This is a genomic window from Microbispora sp. H10670 (assembly GCF_014161385.1).
Lineage (GTDB): Bacteria > Actinomycetota > Actinomycetes > Streptosporangiales > Streptosporangiaceae > Microbispora > Microbispora triticiradicis.
In genome coordinates, this window is record NZ_JABBWW010000001.1 from 215,582 (window position 1) to 230,481 (window position 14,900).

General features: G+C 72.4%; 18 protein-coding genes. 9 read left to right on the forward strand and 9 right to left on the reverse strand.

What is annotated here, in order from left to right; all coding sequences use genetic code 11:
• Positions 1 to 54 precede the first annotated feature (54 nt).
• Both HHX33_RS01075 and HHX33_RS01080 read right to left on the reverse strand, forming a co-directional pair.
• Positions 55 to 261 carry a DUF397 domain-containing protein gene (locus tag HHX33_RS01075; RefSeq protein ID WP_117409129.1) on the reverse strand — a complete coding sequence of 69 codons (207 nt, stop codon included), beginning with the start codon at positions 259 to 261 and terminating at the stop codon, positions 55 to 57.
• Positions 262 to 322: 61 nt separating this feature from the next.
• Entirely contained in the window at positions 323 to 1,180 is an 858-nt protein-coding gene (locus HHX33_RS01080) for a helix-turn-helix domain-containing protein (RefSeq protein WP_182872911.1), read from the reverse strand.
• 611 nt (positions 1,181 to 1,791) lie between these two features.
• Between HHX33_RS01080 and HHX33_RS01085 the strand changes: the two genes are divergently transcribed.
• From HHX33_RS01085 to HHX33_RS01095, 3 genes are all read left to right on the forward strand, one after another.
• The gene (locus HHX33_RS01085) at positions 1,792 to 1,953 is read left to right on the forward strand and encodes a hypothetical protein (protein ID WP_165900842.1); all 162 of its coding nucleotides are present in this window, start codon (positions 1,792 to 1,794) and stop codon (positions 1,951 to 1,953) included.
• Between the two features lie 139 nt (positions 1,954 to 2,092).
• The gene (locus tag HHX33_RS01090) at positions 2,093 to 2,695 is read left to right on the forward strand and encodes an HD domain-containing protein (RefSeq protein ID WP_117409127.1); all 603 of its coding nucleotides are present in this window, start codon (positions 2,093 to 2,095) and stop codon (positions 2,693 to 2,695) included.
• Between the two features lie 115 nt (positions 2,696 to 2,810).
• The gene (locus tag HHX33_RS01095; RefSeq protein WP_117409126.1) at positions 2,811 to 3,722 is read left to right on the forward strand and encodes a Rieske (2Fe-2S) protein; all 912 of its coding nucleotides are present in this window, start codon (positions 2,811 to 2,813) and stop codon (positions 3,720 to 3,722) included.
• Between the two features lie 56 nt (positions 3,723 to 3,778).
• On the opposite strand, the gene HHX33_RS01100 is transcribed toward HHX33_RS01095, so the two are convergent.
• From HHX33_RS01100 to HHX33_RS01110, 3 genes are all read right to left on the reverse strand, one after another.
• The gene (locus HHX33_RS01100) at positions 3,779 to 4,012 is read right to left on the reverse strand and encodes a hypothetical protein (protein ID WP_182872912.1); all 234 of its coding nucleotides are present in this window, start codon (positions 4,010 to 4,012) and stop codon (positions 3,779 to 3,781) included.
• A gap of 18 nt (positions 4,013 to 4,030) precedes the next feature.
• Entirely contained in the window at positions 4,031 to 4,780 is a 750-nt protein-coding gene (locus HHX33_RS01105; protein ID WP_117409125.1) for a sulfite exporter TauE/SafE family protein, read from the reverse strand.
• 94 nt (positions 4,781 to 4,874) lie between these two features.
• A complete protein-coding gene (locus HHX33_RS01110) occupies positions 4,875 to 5,663 on the reverse strand; it encodes an ABC transporter ATP-binding protein (RefSeq protein ID WP_182872913.1) in 789 nt (262 codons plus the stop codon).
• Positions 5,664 to 5,729: 66 nt separating this feature from the next.
• Here HHX33_RS01110 and HHX33_RS01115 point away from each other — a divergent pair, with 66 nt between their 5' ends.
• Entirely contained in the window at positions 5,730 to 6,461 is a 732-nt protein-coding gene (locus HHX33_RS01115) for a hypothetical protein (protein ID WP_310738399.1), read from the forward strand.
• 16 nt (positions 6,462 to 6,477) lie between these two features.
• Here the strand turns inward: HHX33_RS01115 and HHX33_RS01120 are convergent, their stop codons facing one another.
• Both HHX33_RS01120 and HHX33_RS01125 read right to left on the reverse strand, forming a co-directional pair.
• Positions 6,478 to 7,101: a response regulator gene (locus HHX33_RS01120; protein WP_182872915.1), complete on the reverse strand. Its 624-nt coding sequence runs from the start codon at positions 7,099 to 7,101 to the stop codon at positions 6,478 to 6,480.
• On the reverse strand, positions 7,098 to 8,399 hold the full coding sequence (locus tag HHX33_RS01125) for a GAF domain-containing sensor histidine kinase (protein WP_310741158.1): 1,302 nt from the start codon (positions 8,397 to 8,399) through the stop codon (positions 7,098 to 7,100). Before HHX33_RS01125 ends, HHX33_RS01120 begins: the two co-directional genes overlap by 4 nt.
• A 124-nt stretch (positions 8,400 to 8,523) precedes the next feature.
• On the opposite strand from HHX33_RS01125, the gene HHX33_RS01130 reads away from it, so the two are divergent.
• From HHX33_RS01130 to HHX33_RS01145, 4 genes are all read left to right on the forward strand, one after another.
• A complete protein-coding gene (locus HHX33_RS01130; RefSeq protein ID WP_182872916.1) occupies positions 8,524 to 9,186 on the forward strand; it encodes an SDR family NAD(P)-dependent oxidoreductase in 663 nt (220 codons plus the stop codon).
• Entirely contained in the window at positions 9,183 to 10,346 is a 1,164-nt protein-coding gene (locus tag HHX33_RS01135; RefSeq protein WP_182872917.1) for an S-adenosylmethionine:tRNA ribosyltransferase-isomerase, read from the forward strand. Before HHX33_RS01130 ends, HHX33_RS01135 begins: the two co-directional genes overlap by 4 nt.
• Positions 10,347 to 10,387: 41 nt before the next feature.
• Positions 10,388 to 10,969, forward strand: a complete 582-nt coding sequence (locus HHX33_RS01140) for a hypothetical protein (RefSeq protein ID WP_182872918.1) — start codon at positions 10,388 to 10,390, stop codon at positions 10,967 to 10,969.
• 122 nt (positions 10,970 to 11,091) lie between these two features.
• Positions 11,092 to 11,652, forward strand: a complete 561-nt coding sequence (locus HHX33_RS01145) for a DUF11 domain-containing protein (protein WP_117409118.1) — start codon at positions 11,092 to 11,094, stop codon at positions 11,650 to 11,652.
• A gap of 92 nt (positions 11,653 to 11,744) precedes the next feature.
• On the opposite strand, the gene HHX33_RS01150 is transcribed toward HHX33_RS01145, so the two are convergent.
• On the reverse strand, positions 11,745 to 12,773 hold the full coding sequence (locus HHX33_RS01150) for a lysophospholipid acyltransferase family protein (RefSeq protein WP_220501362.1): 1,029 nt from the start codon (positions 12,771 to 12,773) through the stop codon (positions 11,745 to 11,747).
• Entirely contained in the window at positions 12,770 to 13,528 is a 759-nt protein-coding gene (locus HHX33_RS01155; protein ID WP_182872919.1) for a GNAT family N-acetyltransferase, read from the reverse strand. The genes HHX33_RS01150 and HHX33_RS01155 overlap by 4 nt, the downstream gene beginning before the upstream one ends.
• Positions 13,529 to 13,676: 148 nt before the next feature.
• On the opposite strand from HHX33_RS01155, the gene serB reads away from it, so the two are divergent.
• A complete protein-coding gene (gene serB / locus HHX33_RS01160; RefSeq protein ID WP_182872920.1) occupies positions 13,677 to 14,900 on the forward strand; it encodes a phosphoserine phosphatase SerB in 1,224 nt (407 codons plus the stop codon).

Here is a 14,900-nt window from a genome sequence, read left to right on the forward strand (position 1 = left end):
CGCGGGCCCGTGACCGGTTGAGAACCGATCAGAGAAACCGGTCGGAGAAACCGGTCAGAGGTCGAACTCGCCGTCCTTGACGCCGCCGACGAACGCGTCCCATTCGGCGGGCGTGAAAACGAGCGCCGGACCATCCTGGTTCTTGCTGTCGCGTACGCCGACGTGGCCGCCCGGCAGGACGGCCACCTCCACGCAGGCGCAGTTGTTAGAGCTCCGGCTGCTCTTCCACCAGGCGGCGCCGGACAGGTCAATCGAGTTCATGAAAGGTGTTCTCTCCCCCCGGAGATTCTCACGCGCGGATTTCCGGGGCGGTCTTGGGGCGCTATCGCCAATGACGGACAGTTCTTTCCAAAAGCCTGCGGGAGTCGTCCACGTCAAGGGCCTTCGTCTCCAGGTAGTCGAATGCCACCTCGTACCGGTAGACGATTGTCTCGTCCTCGACCAGACGCCCGCCCAGAAGTGCCTCCAGGTACACGACGTCATGGAATTCGGGCAGTTTGAGGTGGCTGAACGCTCCGGTGTTGATCGGGTGGGCCGCGTCGAGCGGGAGGATCCGCAACTCGACGTTCGGCAGCTCAGACACCTCGATCAACCGCCCGAGCTGCTCCCGCATCACCTCGTTGCCGCCGAACCGGCGCAGCAGGACCGACTCCTCGACGACGGCCGAGATGGCCAGCGGATTGTCCACCCGCAGAACCGCCTGCTGGCGGGCCATCCGGACCTCGATCCGGCTGCGGACGCCGCCCGGCGCCTCCAGGGTGCTCCGCTGCCCGCTCTCCATCATGGCGCGGACGTACGCCTCGGTCTGAAACAGACCCGGCACCACCTGGGGTTCCCAGTCGCGTGCCGCTGTGGCTTCGGCCTCCAGGCCAAGGAACGTCGTGTATTCCTTGGGCAGGGAGTCGCGATAGTCCTCCCACCAGCCCTTCCGGGTCGCGTCCCGGTGCAGGGCGAGCAGCTCTTGGCGTTGGCGCGAATCTACCATGTAGATCACCAGAAGCGCCTCAACGTCGCTCTCGCGAGGCGAGGTGCGCGCCGTCTCGATTCTGCTGATCTTCGCCGCGGACCAGCCGAGCCGGGTCGCGACCTGGTCGCCGGTCATGTCGGCGCGCTCGCGCAGCCGGCGCAGTTCCTGCCCCAGCCGCCGCCGCCGGACGGTGGGACTGCCGTGCTCGGGCATCCCGGCCGACCTCCTTCGTCCGGTGGGGCGGGCGCGCGGGTGTGGAGCGCCCTGTCCGAAGATACCTCGCCCGCTCATGCAAGTTGCACTGAAGATTGCACTGCATCAGCAGAAGATTGTTGCGGATTTCTTTTCGCCAACTATTGCAGCGGAATGTGAACTGGGTCACGATCGATGCGGGAAAGGTCTCCCGGACGGTGGGGACGCCGGCGGTCGCCGGCGGAATGCTCCGGAGCCCTGTTTCCACCCGGGGCACGCGCCCGGCCCGTTTCCAAGGCAGGGGCGCCGGCCGCCTCGGGTGCGCGTGACGACGGGAGGCATCCGGGCCAGCGGGATTTCGACACCCGGCCGTGCGAGGCCGGCGCTCGCACCACGCGAGCAGTTTCCACTACAGGGCCGTTCCGGGCGCGGAGCGCGCTCTCCGTTCGTTGAACTCAGGACTGCGAACTCAGTGCCGCGAACTTAGTGCCGCGAACTCAGGACGACGAACACAGGCCTACGAAAACAGGGCCACCAACTCAGCACGACGAGATCTCCGCTTGGCACCCATCCGGAAGGAGTCTCCCATGAATCCCCCCGGTGCCGCCTGGTTCTCATTGATAAGAAGCCGGATGACGACGGCCGACCTGGCCCTGTGCGCCGAGCAGGACAGGTGGGCCCGCGAGCTCAGGTGGACCGTCAGCCGCACCGGCTTCGGCGCCCGGCAGTATCGCGATCCCCGCTTCGACCTCGTCCAGGAACTGGAGGAGGTCGGCCGCCTCTTCCGCGCGTGACCCGGTGACGCCATGGCGCCGTTACGGCTGTGCACGGTTGCGAGCGACGTGACGGGGTGTCACCGTCGCCGCACGCCCCGGCGCGGCACACGCTCGCGGATCAGGCGGAAGACGACGGCGACCGGTTAGGCTTGCGCGGGTGACGACCGCGCTCATCCACGAACGGCTGCAGTCCCAACTCGCCTTCCACACCGAGATCGACAAGCTGAAGCGCGTCATCCGCCGGAACTCTCTCATCGACGGATCGCGCAGGGAGAACGACGCCGAGCACTCCTGGCATCTGGGCGTGATGGCGATGACCCTGGCCGAGCACGCGCCTCCCGGCACCGACATGGCCAGGGTGGTGGCCATGCTGCTCGTGCACGACATCGTGGAGATCGACGCCGGCGACACCTTCATCTACGACGCCGTCGCGGTGGAGGGACAGGCCGCCCTCGAACGCGCGGCGGCCGACCGGATCTTCGGGCTGCTGCCGGAGGACCAGGGAGCGCGCCTGCGGTCCCTGTGGGACGAGTTCGAGGAGCGGCGCACGCCGGAGGCGAGGTTCGCCAGGGCGCTCGACCGGCTCGCGCCGATCATCGCGAACCACCACAACGAGGGCGGCACCTGGTCGCTGTACAAGGTGACCGCCCGCCAGGTGATGGAGAAGGTGCGGCTCATCGAGGAAGGCTCGGCCACGCTCGGCGAGTACGCCGCCGGGCTCGTCGCCGCCTCCGTCGCCCGGGGCCACCTCGCGCCCTGACCCCCTCGCCGCGGACTCGGGCTCGCACGCCTGAAACCCGCGTATACCGTCTCATTCCTGTCCATGTTCACACCTGTGACGCGCGGGTACGTGATCCGGTGTTAGGGGGCGAGACATGGAAGAGACGACGAGGTCGCGGCGTACGGGCCGGATGGCGCGGAGAGTCCCCGCCGCCGAGGTCTTCGACGGGCTTGAGCGGGCCACCGTGCTCGACCGGCCGATCGCTGTCATCTCCAAACAGGTGCGCCGCAAGCTCGGCCCGGGCAAGACCCGGGACTTCCTGCACGGTGTGCCCATCGGACATCCGCTGCACCCGGCGCTCGCGATGGTCAGCTTCGGTTGCTGGCTGTCGGCCGGGGTGGTCGACATGACGAAGAGCGGGTCACGGGCGGCCCGCACGCTGATCCTGGCGGGGCTGGGCAGCGCCGTCCCCACGGTGGCGGCCGGCCTCACCGACTGGTCCACGCTCCACCGTGAGCAGCAGCGGGTGGGCCTGGTGCACGCGATGACCAACGCGGCCGCGGCGGTCTGCTACACCGGCTCCCTGCTGTTACGGATGCGGGGACGTGAGCGGGCCGGCCGGACGCTGGCGTACGCCGGGCTCGCGGCGGCCTCCGCGGGCGGCTACCTCGGCGGGCACATGTCCTACCGGCAGGCGGCCGGGGCCAACCACGCGGAGTCGGTCGGCCATCTCGTACCGCTGGGCTGGCACGACCTGTGCGCCCTGAAGGAGCTGCCGAACGGGCGGCCGGTGCGGCGGCGGCTGGGCTACATCGACCTGTTCGTCATCCGTCTCGGCGACGACGTGAGCGTGCTCGCGGACAACTGCTCCCACCTCGGCGGCCCCCTTCACCAGGGGCGCGTCGCGATGGAGAACGGCGAGCCCTGCATCGTCTGTCCCTGGCACGGCAGCGCCTTCCGCATCTCCGACGGCAGGGTCACGCACGGCCCCGCGACGTCGCGCCAGCCGGCCTTCCAGACCCGGCTGCGGCAGGACGGCGTGGTGCAGGTCCGTCCCGCCGAATGACCGCCCCGCCGAGTGAGTGACGCCGGTCGCCGCGGGGCCGCGGCCACCGGCGTCACTCACTCGGTGTCGGGGCCGCGGTCGTCGGCGGGATGCTCGACCAGCGCGAGCACCCGGTTGGACATGAACCTCGCGGTGCGGACGGGCGTGCCCGACCGCGTCACCTCGGTGACCTCCACGACTCCCCGGCCCGTGGTGACCTCGATCCGGCGTCCCGCCCTGGTCGCGATCACCTCGTACGTGCGCGGGGTGCCTCCGGCATCGATCACGATCTCCACCCGGTCGCCCTTCACGAGGGCATACGTACCCTTTCAGAACACCAGCTTCACTATCGCCACGATTCCGACGACAACAATGAATCCCCGGAGCAAGGGCGCGGGCAGCCGGCGGCCGAGGCGGGCGCCGAGGAAGCCGCCCGCCGCCGACCCCAGCGCCACCGTCAGCGCGGCGGCCCAGTCCACCGGCGCGATGAACGCGAACAACACCGCCGCCGTGGCGTTGACCAGCAGCGACAGCAGGTTCTTGGCCGCGTTGACCCGCTGCAGGTCCTCGTCGAGGAAGCTGCCGAGCAGGCCGATCAGGACGATTCCCTGGGCCGCGCCGAAGTAGCCGCCGTACACGCCGGCGCCGAGGACGCCCAGCCAGAGCCACGGCCCGCCGTGCGGGTGCGGCCGGCGCCGCGCGGCCAGCCACTCGTTGATCCTGGGCTGGAACACCACCATGAGGCAGGCCACGCCGATGAGCACCGGGACGATGACCCGGAAGGCCTCCGCGGGCAGGCGCAGGAGCAGCAGCCCGCCGCCGAGCGAGCCGAGCACCGACGCGACGCCCAGCCGGACCAGGCGCTCGCGCTGACCCCTGAGCTCCGCGCGGTAACCGAGCACCCCGGTCACCCCGCCGGGGACGAGGCCGACGTTGTTCGACACGTTGGCGACGATCGGCGGGAACCCGACGGCCAGCATCGTCGGGAACGTGATCAGCGACCCCGATCCCACGACCGCGTTGATGGCCCCGGCCCCCACACCGGCCGCGAAGACCGCGACCGCCTCCCACGGCGTCACTCGCACCTGCTCCCTCGTACGGCTGTCGCCTCAGGGTAGGCGTCGCACCCGCGCGGGCGGCCGGAGGGGGACCGACCGGCCGTGCCCCGGAGGGTCAGAGGGGCCGGGCGTACCAGCGGCCGTTCTGCCCCCGGTCGAGGTGCAGCGAGACGCCGAAAGTGGTCGACAGGTTCTCCGCGGTCATCGCCGCCTCGATCGGCCCCTGGTCGACGACCGCGCCGCCGCGTAGCAGCAGCACGTGCGTGAACCCGGCCGGGATCTCCTCGACGTGGTGGGTGACCAGGACCATCGTGGGTGAGGCCGGGTCCTGGGCCAGCGCGCCGAGGCGGCGTACCAGGTCCTCACGGCCGGCCACGTCGAGCCCGGCGGCGGGCTCGTCGAGCAGGAGCAGCTCGGGGTCCGGCATGAGCGCGCGGGCGATCTGCACGCGCTTGCGCTCGCCCTCCGACAGCGTCGAGAAGCGCCGCCGGATCAGGTGCGCGCAGCCGAGCTGGTCGATCAGCTCGACGGCGCGGGTGACGTCGTTGGAGTCGTACTCCTCGTTCCAGCGGCCGAGGATGGCGTACGACGCGGTGAGCACGAGATCGATGACCTTCTCGTCCGGCGGGATGCGCTCCGAGAGCGCCGCGCTGGCCAGCCCGATGCGGGGCCGCAGGTCGAACACGTCCGTCTGGCCGAGCCGCTCACCGAGGATCTCCACCGACCCCTCGGTCGGGAACAGCAGCGAGGCGGCCACCTGGAGCAACGTCGTCTTGCCCGCGCCGTTGGGCCCGATGACCACCCAGCGCTCGTCTTCGCGGACGCTCCAGTCGATGCCGCGCAGCAGGGCGGCGCCGTCCCTGCGGACGGCCACGTCCTGAAGCTGAAGCACCTGACCGCCCATCGTGGTCCCCCTCCTGTGGTTCTCTGGGATAAAACTATGGCAGTCCGACCACATATCGTGGATCGGGTGCACACCGATTCACCGATCTCGGCCACGCTCGTCGCCTGGGGCAACGCCTGGCTCCTGGGACACGTGAGTCTGGAGACCGCCCTCGACCGCGTCGAGCGCGAGGCCGGGCCCCAGGTGGTGGCGGCGGAGGGGATCGAGACCCCCCTGCTGGCCTTCCTCCTGGACCGCAGGATCGAGGGGCTGAACGCGTTCCGCCTCGCCCTGCCGGTCTCCGGCGACCCGCTCGGGCTCACCGGCCCTCCCTCGTTCAACGGCGTCGCCATCGACGCCGGTCAGGCCGCCGTGGCCGTGCTGCCCGGCCGGTGCCTCGGCCTCGTGCCGTCCGCCGACCTGCGCGGCTCGTCGTACCGCGGCGTCCGCTGGGCCACGGCCGAGGCGTCGGCGGCGGCCCCCGACGTGCCCTCGCTGGCGGAGGCGGAGCAGTCCCTGCGCACCGCCATGGTCGCCGCCACCGAGGCGCTGCTCGGCGTGGGCGGCCCGGCGCAGGGCTTCCCCGCGGCGGACGCGCTCGACCGCGCGGGCGAGTCCCTCGCCCCCGGCTACCCGGGCAGGGCGCACCGGGTCGGCGCGCTCGCCGCCCGGCTCGCCGTCGCGCTCCGCCTGGCCGACGAGCGCGGGCTCACCTCCGGGCAGGTCGCCGTGCGCGGCGCCGCCCTGCGCGACCTCGACCGGGCCGTACGGCGGGCCAGGGTCGCCGCGCACAACGCGATCGTCGAATCCCAGGTCTGACGGCCGGCCTCGGCGCTCAGGACAGGCCGTGCCGTACGGCGTAGAGGGCGGCCTGGGTGCGGTCCTGCACGCCGAGCTTCATGAGCACGTTGGAGACGTGGGTCTTCACCGTCTTCTCCGCCACCACCAGCGCGCGGGCGATCTCCCGGTTCGACCGCCCCGCCGCGATGTGCCGCAGCACCTCGCGTTCCCGGTCGGTCAGCGCGGCGGCGTGCTCGGGCCGCTCACGCTCCGCCGGGCCCGACAGCATCGCCTCGACCGCCTCCGGCGCGAGCAGGACCTGCCCGCTGTGCACGGCGTGGATCGCCCGCACGAGCGCGGCCGGGTCCACGTCCTTGTAGAGGAAGCCCGCCGCGCCCGCCCGCATCGCGGGGGCGACGTCGCCGCGGTCGCTCACCGAGGTGAGGACGATCACCCTTACGTCCCGCCCGCTCAGCTCCGCCAGCGCGCCGAGGCCGTCGAGCACCGGCATCCTCAGGTCGAGCAGCAGCACGTCGGGGCCGAGCGACTCGGTCAGCGCGACGGCCTCGGCGCCGTCGGCCGCCTCGCCGACGACGTCGATGTCCTCCTGGATCTCCAGGAACGTGCGCAGGCCCTGCCGTACGACGGGATGGTCGTCGGCGATGAGCACGCGGATCACGCGGGCACCTCCAGTCGTACGGTCGTGCCGCGGCCGGGCGTCGAGGAGACCGACAGCCTGCCGCCGACGGCCTGGGCCCGGTCGCCCATCGAGGGCAGCCCGAGGCCGCGCGCCGCCGTCCCGTTCATGTCGTCGCTGTCGAACCCCGCGCCGTCGTCGGTCACCTCCAGCGCCAGGGTGGTCGCGGCGCGCGTCAGGCGTACGCCGATGCGGCCGGCCCCGGCGTGCCGTACGGCGTTGTGCAGCGCCTCCTGGGCGACCCGGAGCACGGCGACCTCGACCTCGGGCGGCAGGTCGCCGGGCGGCTCGCCCTCGGCCGCGAACACGACGGTCGCGGGATGCAGGCGGTCGAGCAGGGCCACCTGCTCGCGCAGGCTCTCCACGAGGCCGTACCGGTCCAGCTCGGGCGGGCGCAGTTCCACGATCACGGCGCGCAGCTCGGTCAGCGCCTCGCCCGCCATCCGCTCGACCCGCTCGATCGCCTCGGCCGCCCGCTCGGGCTCGGTGCGGGCCAGCGCCGCGGCGGCCCGCGCGGTCAGCCGCAGCGAGAACAGCTTCTGGCTGACGGCGTCGTGCAGCTCGCGGGCCATCCGCGTACGCTCCTCGATCACCGTGAGCTCGCGCCCGCGCTCGTACAGGCGGGCGTTGGTGAGCGCGATGGCGGCGTGCGCCGCGAACAGCGTCAGCAGGTCCTCGTCGGCCTCGTCGAACCCGCCGGGCGTCCGCTTGTTCGACAGGAAGATGATCCCGAGCACGGTGTCGCCGTCCGTGATCGGCACGCCGAGGAAGTCCGTGAGCACGGGATGGGCCTTCGGCCACCACCCGTACCGGGGATCCTGGCGGATGTCGGGCAGCCGGACCGGCCTTCCCTCGCGCAGCAGCGCGCCCAGCATGCCGTGCTGGCGGGGGGTGGGGCCGATGGCCTTCCACTGCTCGTCGGAGATGCCCTCGGCCACGAACTCGGCGAACGCGCCGTCGTCGTCGGGCACGCCGAGCGCGGCGTACCGCGCGTCCAGCAGCCGCCGCGCGGACCGCACGATGACCTGGAGGACCTCGCGGACCGACAGGTGGCGGGTCACCGCGAGCACGGCCGAACTGACCGCCTGCAGCACGGCGTCCCGATCCCGGTCGGCCGGATCGTGGGCGGCCGGATCGTGGGCGGCCGGATCGTGGGCGGCCGGATCGTGGGCGTCGGGGTCCGGGGCAGCGCGGTCCAGGGCGGCTCGCTCGCAGGCGCACCCGTCCGGGCCCGGCCGGGGCGGCTCGGGCGGGGGGACGGTGTCGGCGGGCTCGGGCACCCACCCAGCGTAGGTCGCCCGGTGCCCGGCACGCGTCGGCCGGTGGGCCTAGGGCCAACTGCCGAACCCGTGCCGGACCGTGGTCCGATGCCCGCCTGACGTGCCGTTTCCTAGCGTGAGGCGCATGAGACAGGCACTCATCACCGGAGCGTCGCGAGGGCTGGGACTGGCCCTCGCCAGAGCGCTCGCCGACGACGGCTGGTCGCTCCTCCTCACCGCGCGGGGCGAGGAGGACCTGATGTCCGCGGCCTTCGACCTCGGCGCCCGGGCCATCCCCGGGGACGTCGCCGATCCCGCGCACGTGGCCCGGCTCGCCGAGGCCGTCCCCGAACTGGACCTGCTCGTCAACAACGCGAGCGGGCTCGGCCCGGCCCCGCTGCCCAGGCTCGCCGACTATCCGCTGGACGCGTTGCGGGCCCTGTTCGAGACGAACGTGGTCGGGCCGCTGGCACTGGTCCAGGCCACGCTGCCCGCGCTGCGCAAGCGGCGGGGCGCGATCCTGAACATCTCCTCCGACGCCGCCGTGGAGGCCTACGAGGGCTGGGGCGGGTACGGCGCGACCAAGGCCGCCCTCGACCAGGTCTCGAACGTCCTCGCCGCCGAGGAGCCCGACGTCGCCGTGTGGTGGGTGGACCCGGGCGAGATGCGGACCCGCATGCTGGCGGACGCGGTCGGCGAGGAGGAGGCCGGCGCGGCGCCGCCTCCCGAGAGCGTGGCGCCGGCGCTGCTGCGCCTCGTCGCCGCCCGTCCCGCGCCTGGCCGCCTCACCCGTGGAGACCTGCGATGACCGGCGCCGGCGGCCGGACGGCGGCGGAGACCGAGGGCCGCTCGGATACGGCATCGGGTGGGGGTGGGCCGGCGGATGCGATCGGGGAGCCCGCCAGGCCGCAGGCGTCGGGCGACTCGCTGACGTTCGCGCTCGCGGCGCCGCTGGAGGCCCGTGAACCGCCGGAGGCGCGCGGGCTGCGCCGCGACGAGGTCAGGCTGCTGGTCTCCCGCCGCGACACCGGCGAGGTCACCCATCACGTCTTCGCCGACCTGCCGTCGCTGCTGGCCCCCGGCGACCTGCTCGTGGTGAACGACTCCGCCACCCTGCCCGCGGCCGTACGGCTCGACCGCCTGGCCGTGCACTTCTCCGGGCGGCTCGCGTCCGGCGACTGGCTGGTGGAGTTGCGCCGCCGAACGGCCACGGCGACGGAGCCCTACCTCGGCGCCGCGCCGGGAGAGTGGCTGCCGCTCCCAGGAGGGGCCACGCTGCGTCTGGTCGAGCGGGAGACGGCGCGGCTGTGGCGGGCCCGACTGGACCGCGACGTGCTCTCCTACCTCGCCGCGCACGGCGCGCCGATCCGGTACGGCTACGTGCGGCGCGACTGGCCCCTCGCGGACTACCAGACGGTCTTCGGGGTCGAGCCCGGCAGCGCGGAGATGCCGAGCGCGGGCCGCCCGTTCACGCCGGAACTCGTGACCGCGCTGGTCAGCCGGGGCATCGGCATCGCTCCGATCACGCTGCACACCGGCGTCGCGTCTCCGGAGAAGGACGAGCCGCCCTATCCGGAGTGGTTCTCGGTCTCCGCGCGTACGGCCCGGCTGGCGAACCTCACCCGCGCGCACGGGGGCCGGGTGATCGCCGTCGGCACGACGGTCGTACGCGCTCTGGAGACGGCGGCGGCGGTGCGGCCTCCGGTCGCCGAACCGCACCGGGGGGAGGCGGGGCCGGACGGCGACGGGGTGCGGGAGCTCTCGGGGTGGACCTCCCATGTCGTCACCCCGGCGGGAGACGTCCGCGCCGTGGACGGGCTGATCACCGGCCTGCACGAGCCGCGGTCGAGCCACCTGATGATGCTGTCGGCGATCACCGGGACCGGGGTGCTGGCCGACGCGTACGACGAGGCGTTGCGCGAGGGCTACCTCTGGCACGAGTTCGGCGACAGCCATCTCATCCTGTGATATGTGACGAATCTGAGATTTTGTTGGTCAAGGCTGTCCGTATGCGAACACTGATCCGTAAGTCGACGACGTCGCTGGTCGCATCACTGGCCGCCGGAGCGCTGGTGGTCTCCGTCCCCACCGCCACCTCGGCGGCGACCACGGCGACGCGAGCGGCCACCAGCACGGCCACCAGCACAAGCACGACCACCACCGCGGCGGCCGCCGCCCCGGTCGCCATCAAGGTGAGCTATCCCTACCGCGTCAGGGCGGGCCGGGTGGTGTCTTTCAAGGTCACCCTCGTCAACAAGCTCAAGACCAGGACAGACGAGATTTTCCTGGCCGCGAAGTTCCCCAAGAACGTCAGCAAAGCCCGCATTTACGTTCCGCAGGGTTCTCACTACAACGAGCGGTGCACCAGGGAACGAATCCGGGCGCTCTGCGTGCTGCCCGGTCTCAAGAAGGGGAGGATTTACACGTTCTGGGCCAAGGCCTGGGTGAGCGGATCGGCGCGGGGCAAGCTCTACGGCTATTTCGGCGGAGCGGTGACCGACACGTCACTCAACACCGACCCCAAGCAACTGCTCGGCGAGTTCGGTGACAGCATCAGCTGGGTGAAGACGAAGAGCACAATCACCCGCTGACATTCGGATCCGCAATCTTCACATTAAAGATCTTTACGGATGATGTGGGGGGATGGTACAAAATCTTCCCCATTGCGGGGGAACCTCCCTTTCCCCCCATCGTCCTCAGGAGACACACACTCATGCGTCACCCGATCGTGAAGATCGTCGGCCTCGCGACGGCCGCGCCGCTCGCGGGCGCCCTGTTCCTCGCCGCGGCCCCGGCGGCGTCGGCCGCCCCGGCGTCCACCGCTGCGGCGACCGCGAAGGCGGAGCCGTACTCGAGCTTCTACGTGGTCGCGAAGGGCCCGAAGAAGGCCAAGGCCGGCTCGCGGATCACCTACACCGTCGGCGCGGTCAACCAGGGCCCGCACCTCGCCGACACGTACTTCGTCGGCGGCCAGCTGCCCAAGGGCATCGAGCGCAAGGTGTACTACAGCGCTCCCAAGGGCACGGGGTGCGCCTTCTTCCCCGACGGGTTCTGGTGCGTGGTGCCCCGCGCGCTCGAGGTCGACGACGCGGTCTCGTTCTCGATCACCGTCAAGCTGAAGAAGGGCGCCCGCGGCACCGCCCTCGCCCGCGTCGGCGTGGACCAGTGGGACGTCCCCAACGGCGCCGAGGACCTCAACCGGCGCGCCTGGAAGGAACTGGGCGTCAAGCACTGGTACTTCCTGAAGACGGTCAAGACGAAGATCGTCCGCTGACCTCGCCATAGCGACCCGACGACGCCCGTCTGCCCCGGCAGGCGGGCGTCCGCCGTTCCCGGGGTCACCGTCCGAATGATCGGCCGACCGGCTCAGGCCGCCATGGAGGGTCTGCCGGAGTCCGGCAGGAGCGCCGTCCTGACCTGGGCCTCGGTGATCCTGGCCAGCGCCGCGCGCGCCGCGCCGCGCCGGGACCACTCGCCCCGCCCCGGCTCGCCGTGCGCGTCGATCCGGCCGAGGCCGCGCGGGGCCGCCTGGTCCAGGCGTACGCCGGGGAAGACGGTCACCTCCGCGACCAGATCCCGGGTCGCGACGATGCGCAGGAGCGACGCGACCAGGGTGTCGTCGCCGACGAACGACGGCCGGGTGGACGGCGTCACGCACTCGCCCACGCCTTCCACGAAGCGCAGCGCGACCGGCCGTACGGGCACTCCCGCGTCGAGCGCGGCCTGGAACACGGCCGGGCGGAAACGCCCCATCTCCCGGCCGCACCAGGTGGTGCCCTCCGGGAACGCCGCCACGCTCTCGCCGCGGCCCAGCGCGGCGGCCATGTCCGCGACGACCCGCGGCAGGGTGGACAGCGCGTCCCTGTCGACGAACAGCGCGCCGCCGCCTGCGGCCAGGGTGCGGACCACCGGCCAGCGGGCCACCTCCGCCTTGGCCAGCGGACGGCACGGGAGGGTCGCGGCCATCACCAGGGGATCGAGCCAGGAGACGTGGTTGCCCACGAGCAGGGCCGGGCCGCCGTCGTCGCGCACGGCCCGCGCCCGGGCGGAACCTCCGAGACAGGAGAACCCGCGGCGGACCACCACCCTGATGCCGAGTGCCCGCAGGAACAGCCGCGACCAGCGGGCCACGGCCGTTCCCCGCCGGGCCGTACGCCCGATCACGAGCGCGAGCGGCAGACCGGCGGCGAGGACGGCGACCGCGCCCGCGAGCCGGGCGGCCCGCCGCAGCGGCCCGGCCGTCCGCGTCTCGGCCCGCAGGCACGCGGCGGGCACGCAGGACGACACGGGCAGCCAGACCGAGCGCTCAGCCGAGGAGACAGCCGGGGGAACCGGCGCGAGGGCCGGCGACGGGGGCGGTGCGGGGGTGGGCGGCAGGGGCGTGACCGCGCTCACCGCGTCTCTCCCAGAAAGTGCCGCAGATAACGCGGGTCGATCTCGGCCAGCGAGAGCAGCACGAAGAAGTCCGCCGTGCCGAAGTCCGGGTCGTACGCGGGCGCTCCGCAGATCCAGGCGCCGAGCCGCAGATATCCGCGCAGCAGCGGCGGCAGCACGAACCGGTCGGGCCGGGGCACACCCGCGTCGCGCCAGGGCGTGCGCGGGGTCACCCGATACTCCTCCGGCCCGAGCGGCACCCGGTCGACAACCCCCGCGGCGACCACGCCGCCGTCGTCGAGCGGCACCGAGCAGCAGCCCGCCAGCCAGGTGCAGCCGTGATCGGTCAGGTAGCGGGCGATCCCCGCCCACATCAGCGCGACGACCGCCCCGCCCCGGTGCGCGGGATGCACGCAGGTGCGCCCCGCCTCGACCAGGCCGCCGCGCAGGCCCTTCAGCGCGGCGAGGTCGAACTCGGTCTCCGAGTAGAGCCGGTCCGAACGGCCGGGCGGCAGCAGACGGTAGGTGCCGACCACGGTGTCCCCCTCGCGGACGAGGAGATGGTCGCAGTAGGCGTCGAACCGGTCCGCGTCGTGACCGTTCAGCGGCGAGTCGAGCCGGGCGCCCATCTCGACGGCGAAGACCTCGTGGCGCAGCCGCTGGGCGGCGCGGACGTCGGCGGCGCTCTCGGCGAGGCGCACGGTGTAGCGGCCGCTGTGGTGGCCGGTCCGCAGAGAGCCGGGCTGGAGTGGTCCAGGGCCAAGGGAGATCGTCATGTGTCGTCACGTCCTTCCTCGGGGCATGCGCCCACCACCATGACGACATGCGGAAATGACGCCGCTCCCTCAGCCCGGGGGCACGAAGGCGTCCGCATCGTGAACCTCGTGCGCGGCCACGACAAGCCGCACAGTAACCTCAAACAACGTGAACCAGCGCACGCTCCTGATCACGCTGACCGGTCCGGATCGCCCGGGCGTCACCTCACGGCTGTTCGCCGTACTGGCCGGGTTCCCGGTCGTCGTGGCCGACGTGGAGCAGGTCGTCATCCGCGGCCGACTCACCCTCGGCGTGCTCGTCGCCTACGCCGGAGGGCCGCCCACCGGCACCGGAGGCACCATCGGCGGGCTGTGGACGGCCGTCGAGCAGGTGGCCGCCGATCTCGACATGGACCTGGAGATCGCCACCGGCACGACCTCCAAGGAGAAGAGGCGGCGCGGACGACTGCACGTCACCGTCCTGGGCGCGCCGCTGCTGCCCGCCGCGATGGCGGGGATCTCCGGGCGGATCGCCGCGAGCGGCGCCAACATCGACAGGATCGAACGGCTGTCGAGCTACCCCGTCACCTGCATCGAGCTCGCGGTCTCGGGAGCCGACCCGCAGGCGCTGCGGACCGAGCTCGCCACCGAGGCGGCCGCCCAGCAGGTGGACGTGGCGGTCCAGCGCAGCGGCCTGCACCGCCGCGCCAAGCGCCTCATCGTGATGGACGTCGACTCGACGCTGATCCAGAACGAGGTCATCGAGCTGCTGGCCCGGCACGCCGGCTGCCTGGACGAGGTCGCCCGTGTCACCGACGAGGCCATGCGGGGCGAACTCGACTTCGCCGAGTCGCTCGTCAGGCGGGTCGCGCTGCTCGAAGGCCTGTCCGAGGAGGTCTTCGAGAAGGTCGTCAAGGAGGTCGTCCTCACCCCCGGCGCGCGCACGCTGGTCCGCACGCTCAAGCGGCTCGACTACCGCTTCGCGATCGTCAGCGGCGGCTTCACCCAGATCACCGACTCTCTCGTGGCGGATCTCGGCATCGACTACTCGGCCGCCAACACCCTGGAGGTGGTGGACGGCCGGCTCACCGGCCGGGTCGTCGGCGAGATCGTGGACCGGCCGGGCAAGGCCCGCGCGCTGGAGCGGTTCGCCGCCGAGGCGGGCGTCCCACTGAGCCAGACCGTGGCGATCGGCGACGGCGCCAACGACCTCGACATGTTCGCCGTCGCCGGGCTCGGCATCGCGTTCAACGCCAAGCCGATCGTCCGGCAGGCCGCCGACACCGCGGTCAACGTGCCCTACCTCGACTCGATCCTCTACCTCCTCGGCATCTCCCGCGAGGAGGTGGAGGCGGCCGACGCGGAGGACGGCATGCCGCCCGCCACCACCTGA

What these genes read in the sequence shown, in the direction of transcription:
- HHX33_RS01075 (WP_117409129.1), bottom strand. Translation starts at nt 261, where the DNA reads ATGAACTCGATTGACCTGTCCGGCGCCGCCTGGTGGAAGAGCAGCCGG.
- HHX33_RS01080 (WP_182872911.1), bottom strand. Translation starts at nt 1,180, where the DNA reads ATGCCCGAGCACGGCAGTCCCACCGTCCGGCGGCGGCGGCTGGGGCAG.
- HHX33_RS01085 (WP_165900842.1), top strand. Translation starts at nt 1,792, where the DNA reads ATGACGACGGCCGACCTGGCCCTGTGCGCCGAGCAGGACAGGTGGGCC.
- HHX33_RS01095 (WP_117409126.1), top strand. Translation starts at nt 2,811, where the DNA reads ATGGAAGAGACGACGAGGTCGCGGCGTACGGGCCGGATGGCGCGGAGA.
- HHX33_RS01110 (WP_182872913.1), bottom strand. Translation starts at nt 5,663, where the DNA reads ATGGGCGGTCAGGTGCTTCAGCTTCAGGACGTGGCCGTCCGCAGGGAC.
- HHX33_RS01130 (WP_182872916.1), top strand. Translation starts at nt 8,524, where the DNA reads ATGAGACAGGCACTCATCACCGGAGCGTCGCGAGGGCTGGGACTGGCC.
- HHX33_RS01135 (WP_182872917.1), top strand. Translation starts at nt 9,183, where the DNA reads ATGACCGGCGCCGGCGGCCGGACGGCGGCGGAGACCGAGGGCCGCTCG.
- HHX33_RS01140 (WP_182872918.1), top strand. Translation starts at nt 10,388, where the DNA reads ATGCGAACACTGATCCGTAAGTCGACGACGTCGCTGGTCGCATCACTG.
- HHX33_RS01145 (WP_117409118.1), top strand. Translation starts at nt 11,092, where the DNA reads ATGCGTCACCCGATCGTGAAGATCGTCGGCCTCGCGACGGCCGCGCCG.
- HHX33_RS01155 (WP_182872919.1), bottom strand. Translation starts at nt 13,528, where the DNA reads ATGACGATCTCCCTTGGCCCTGGACCACTCCAGCCCGGCTCTCTGCGG.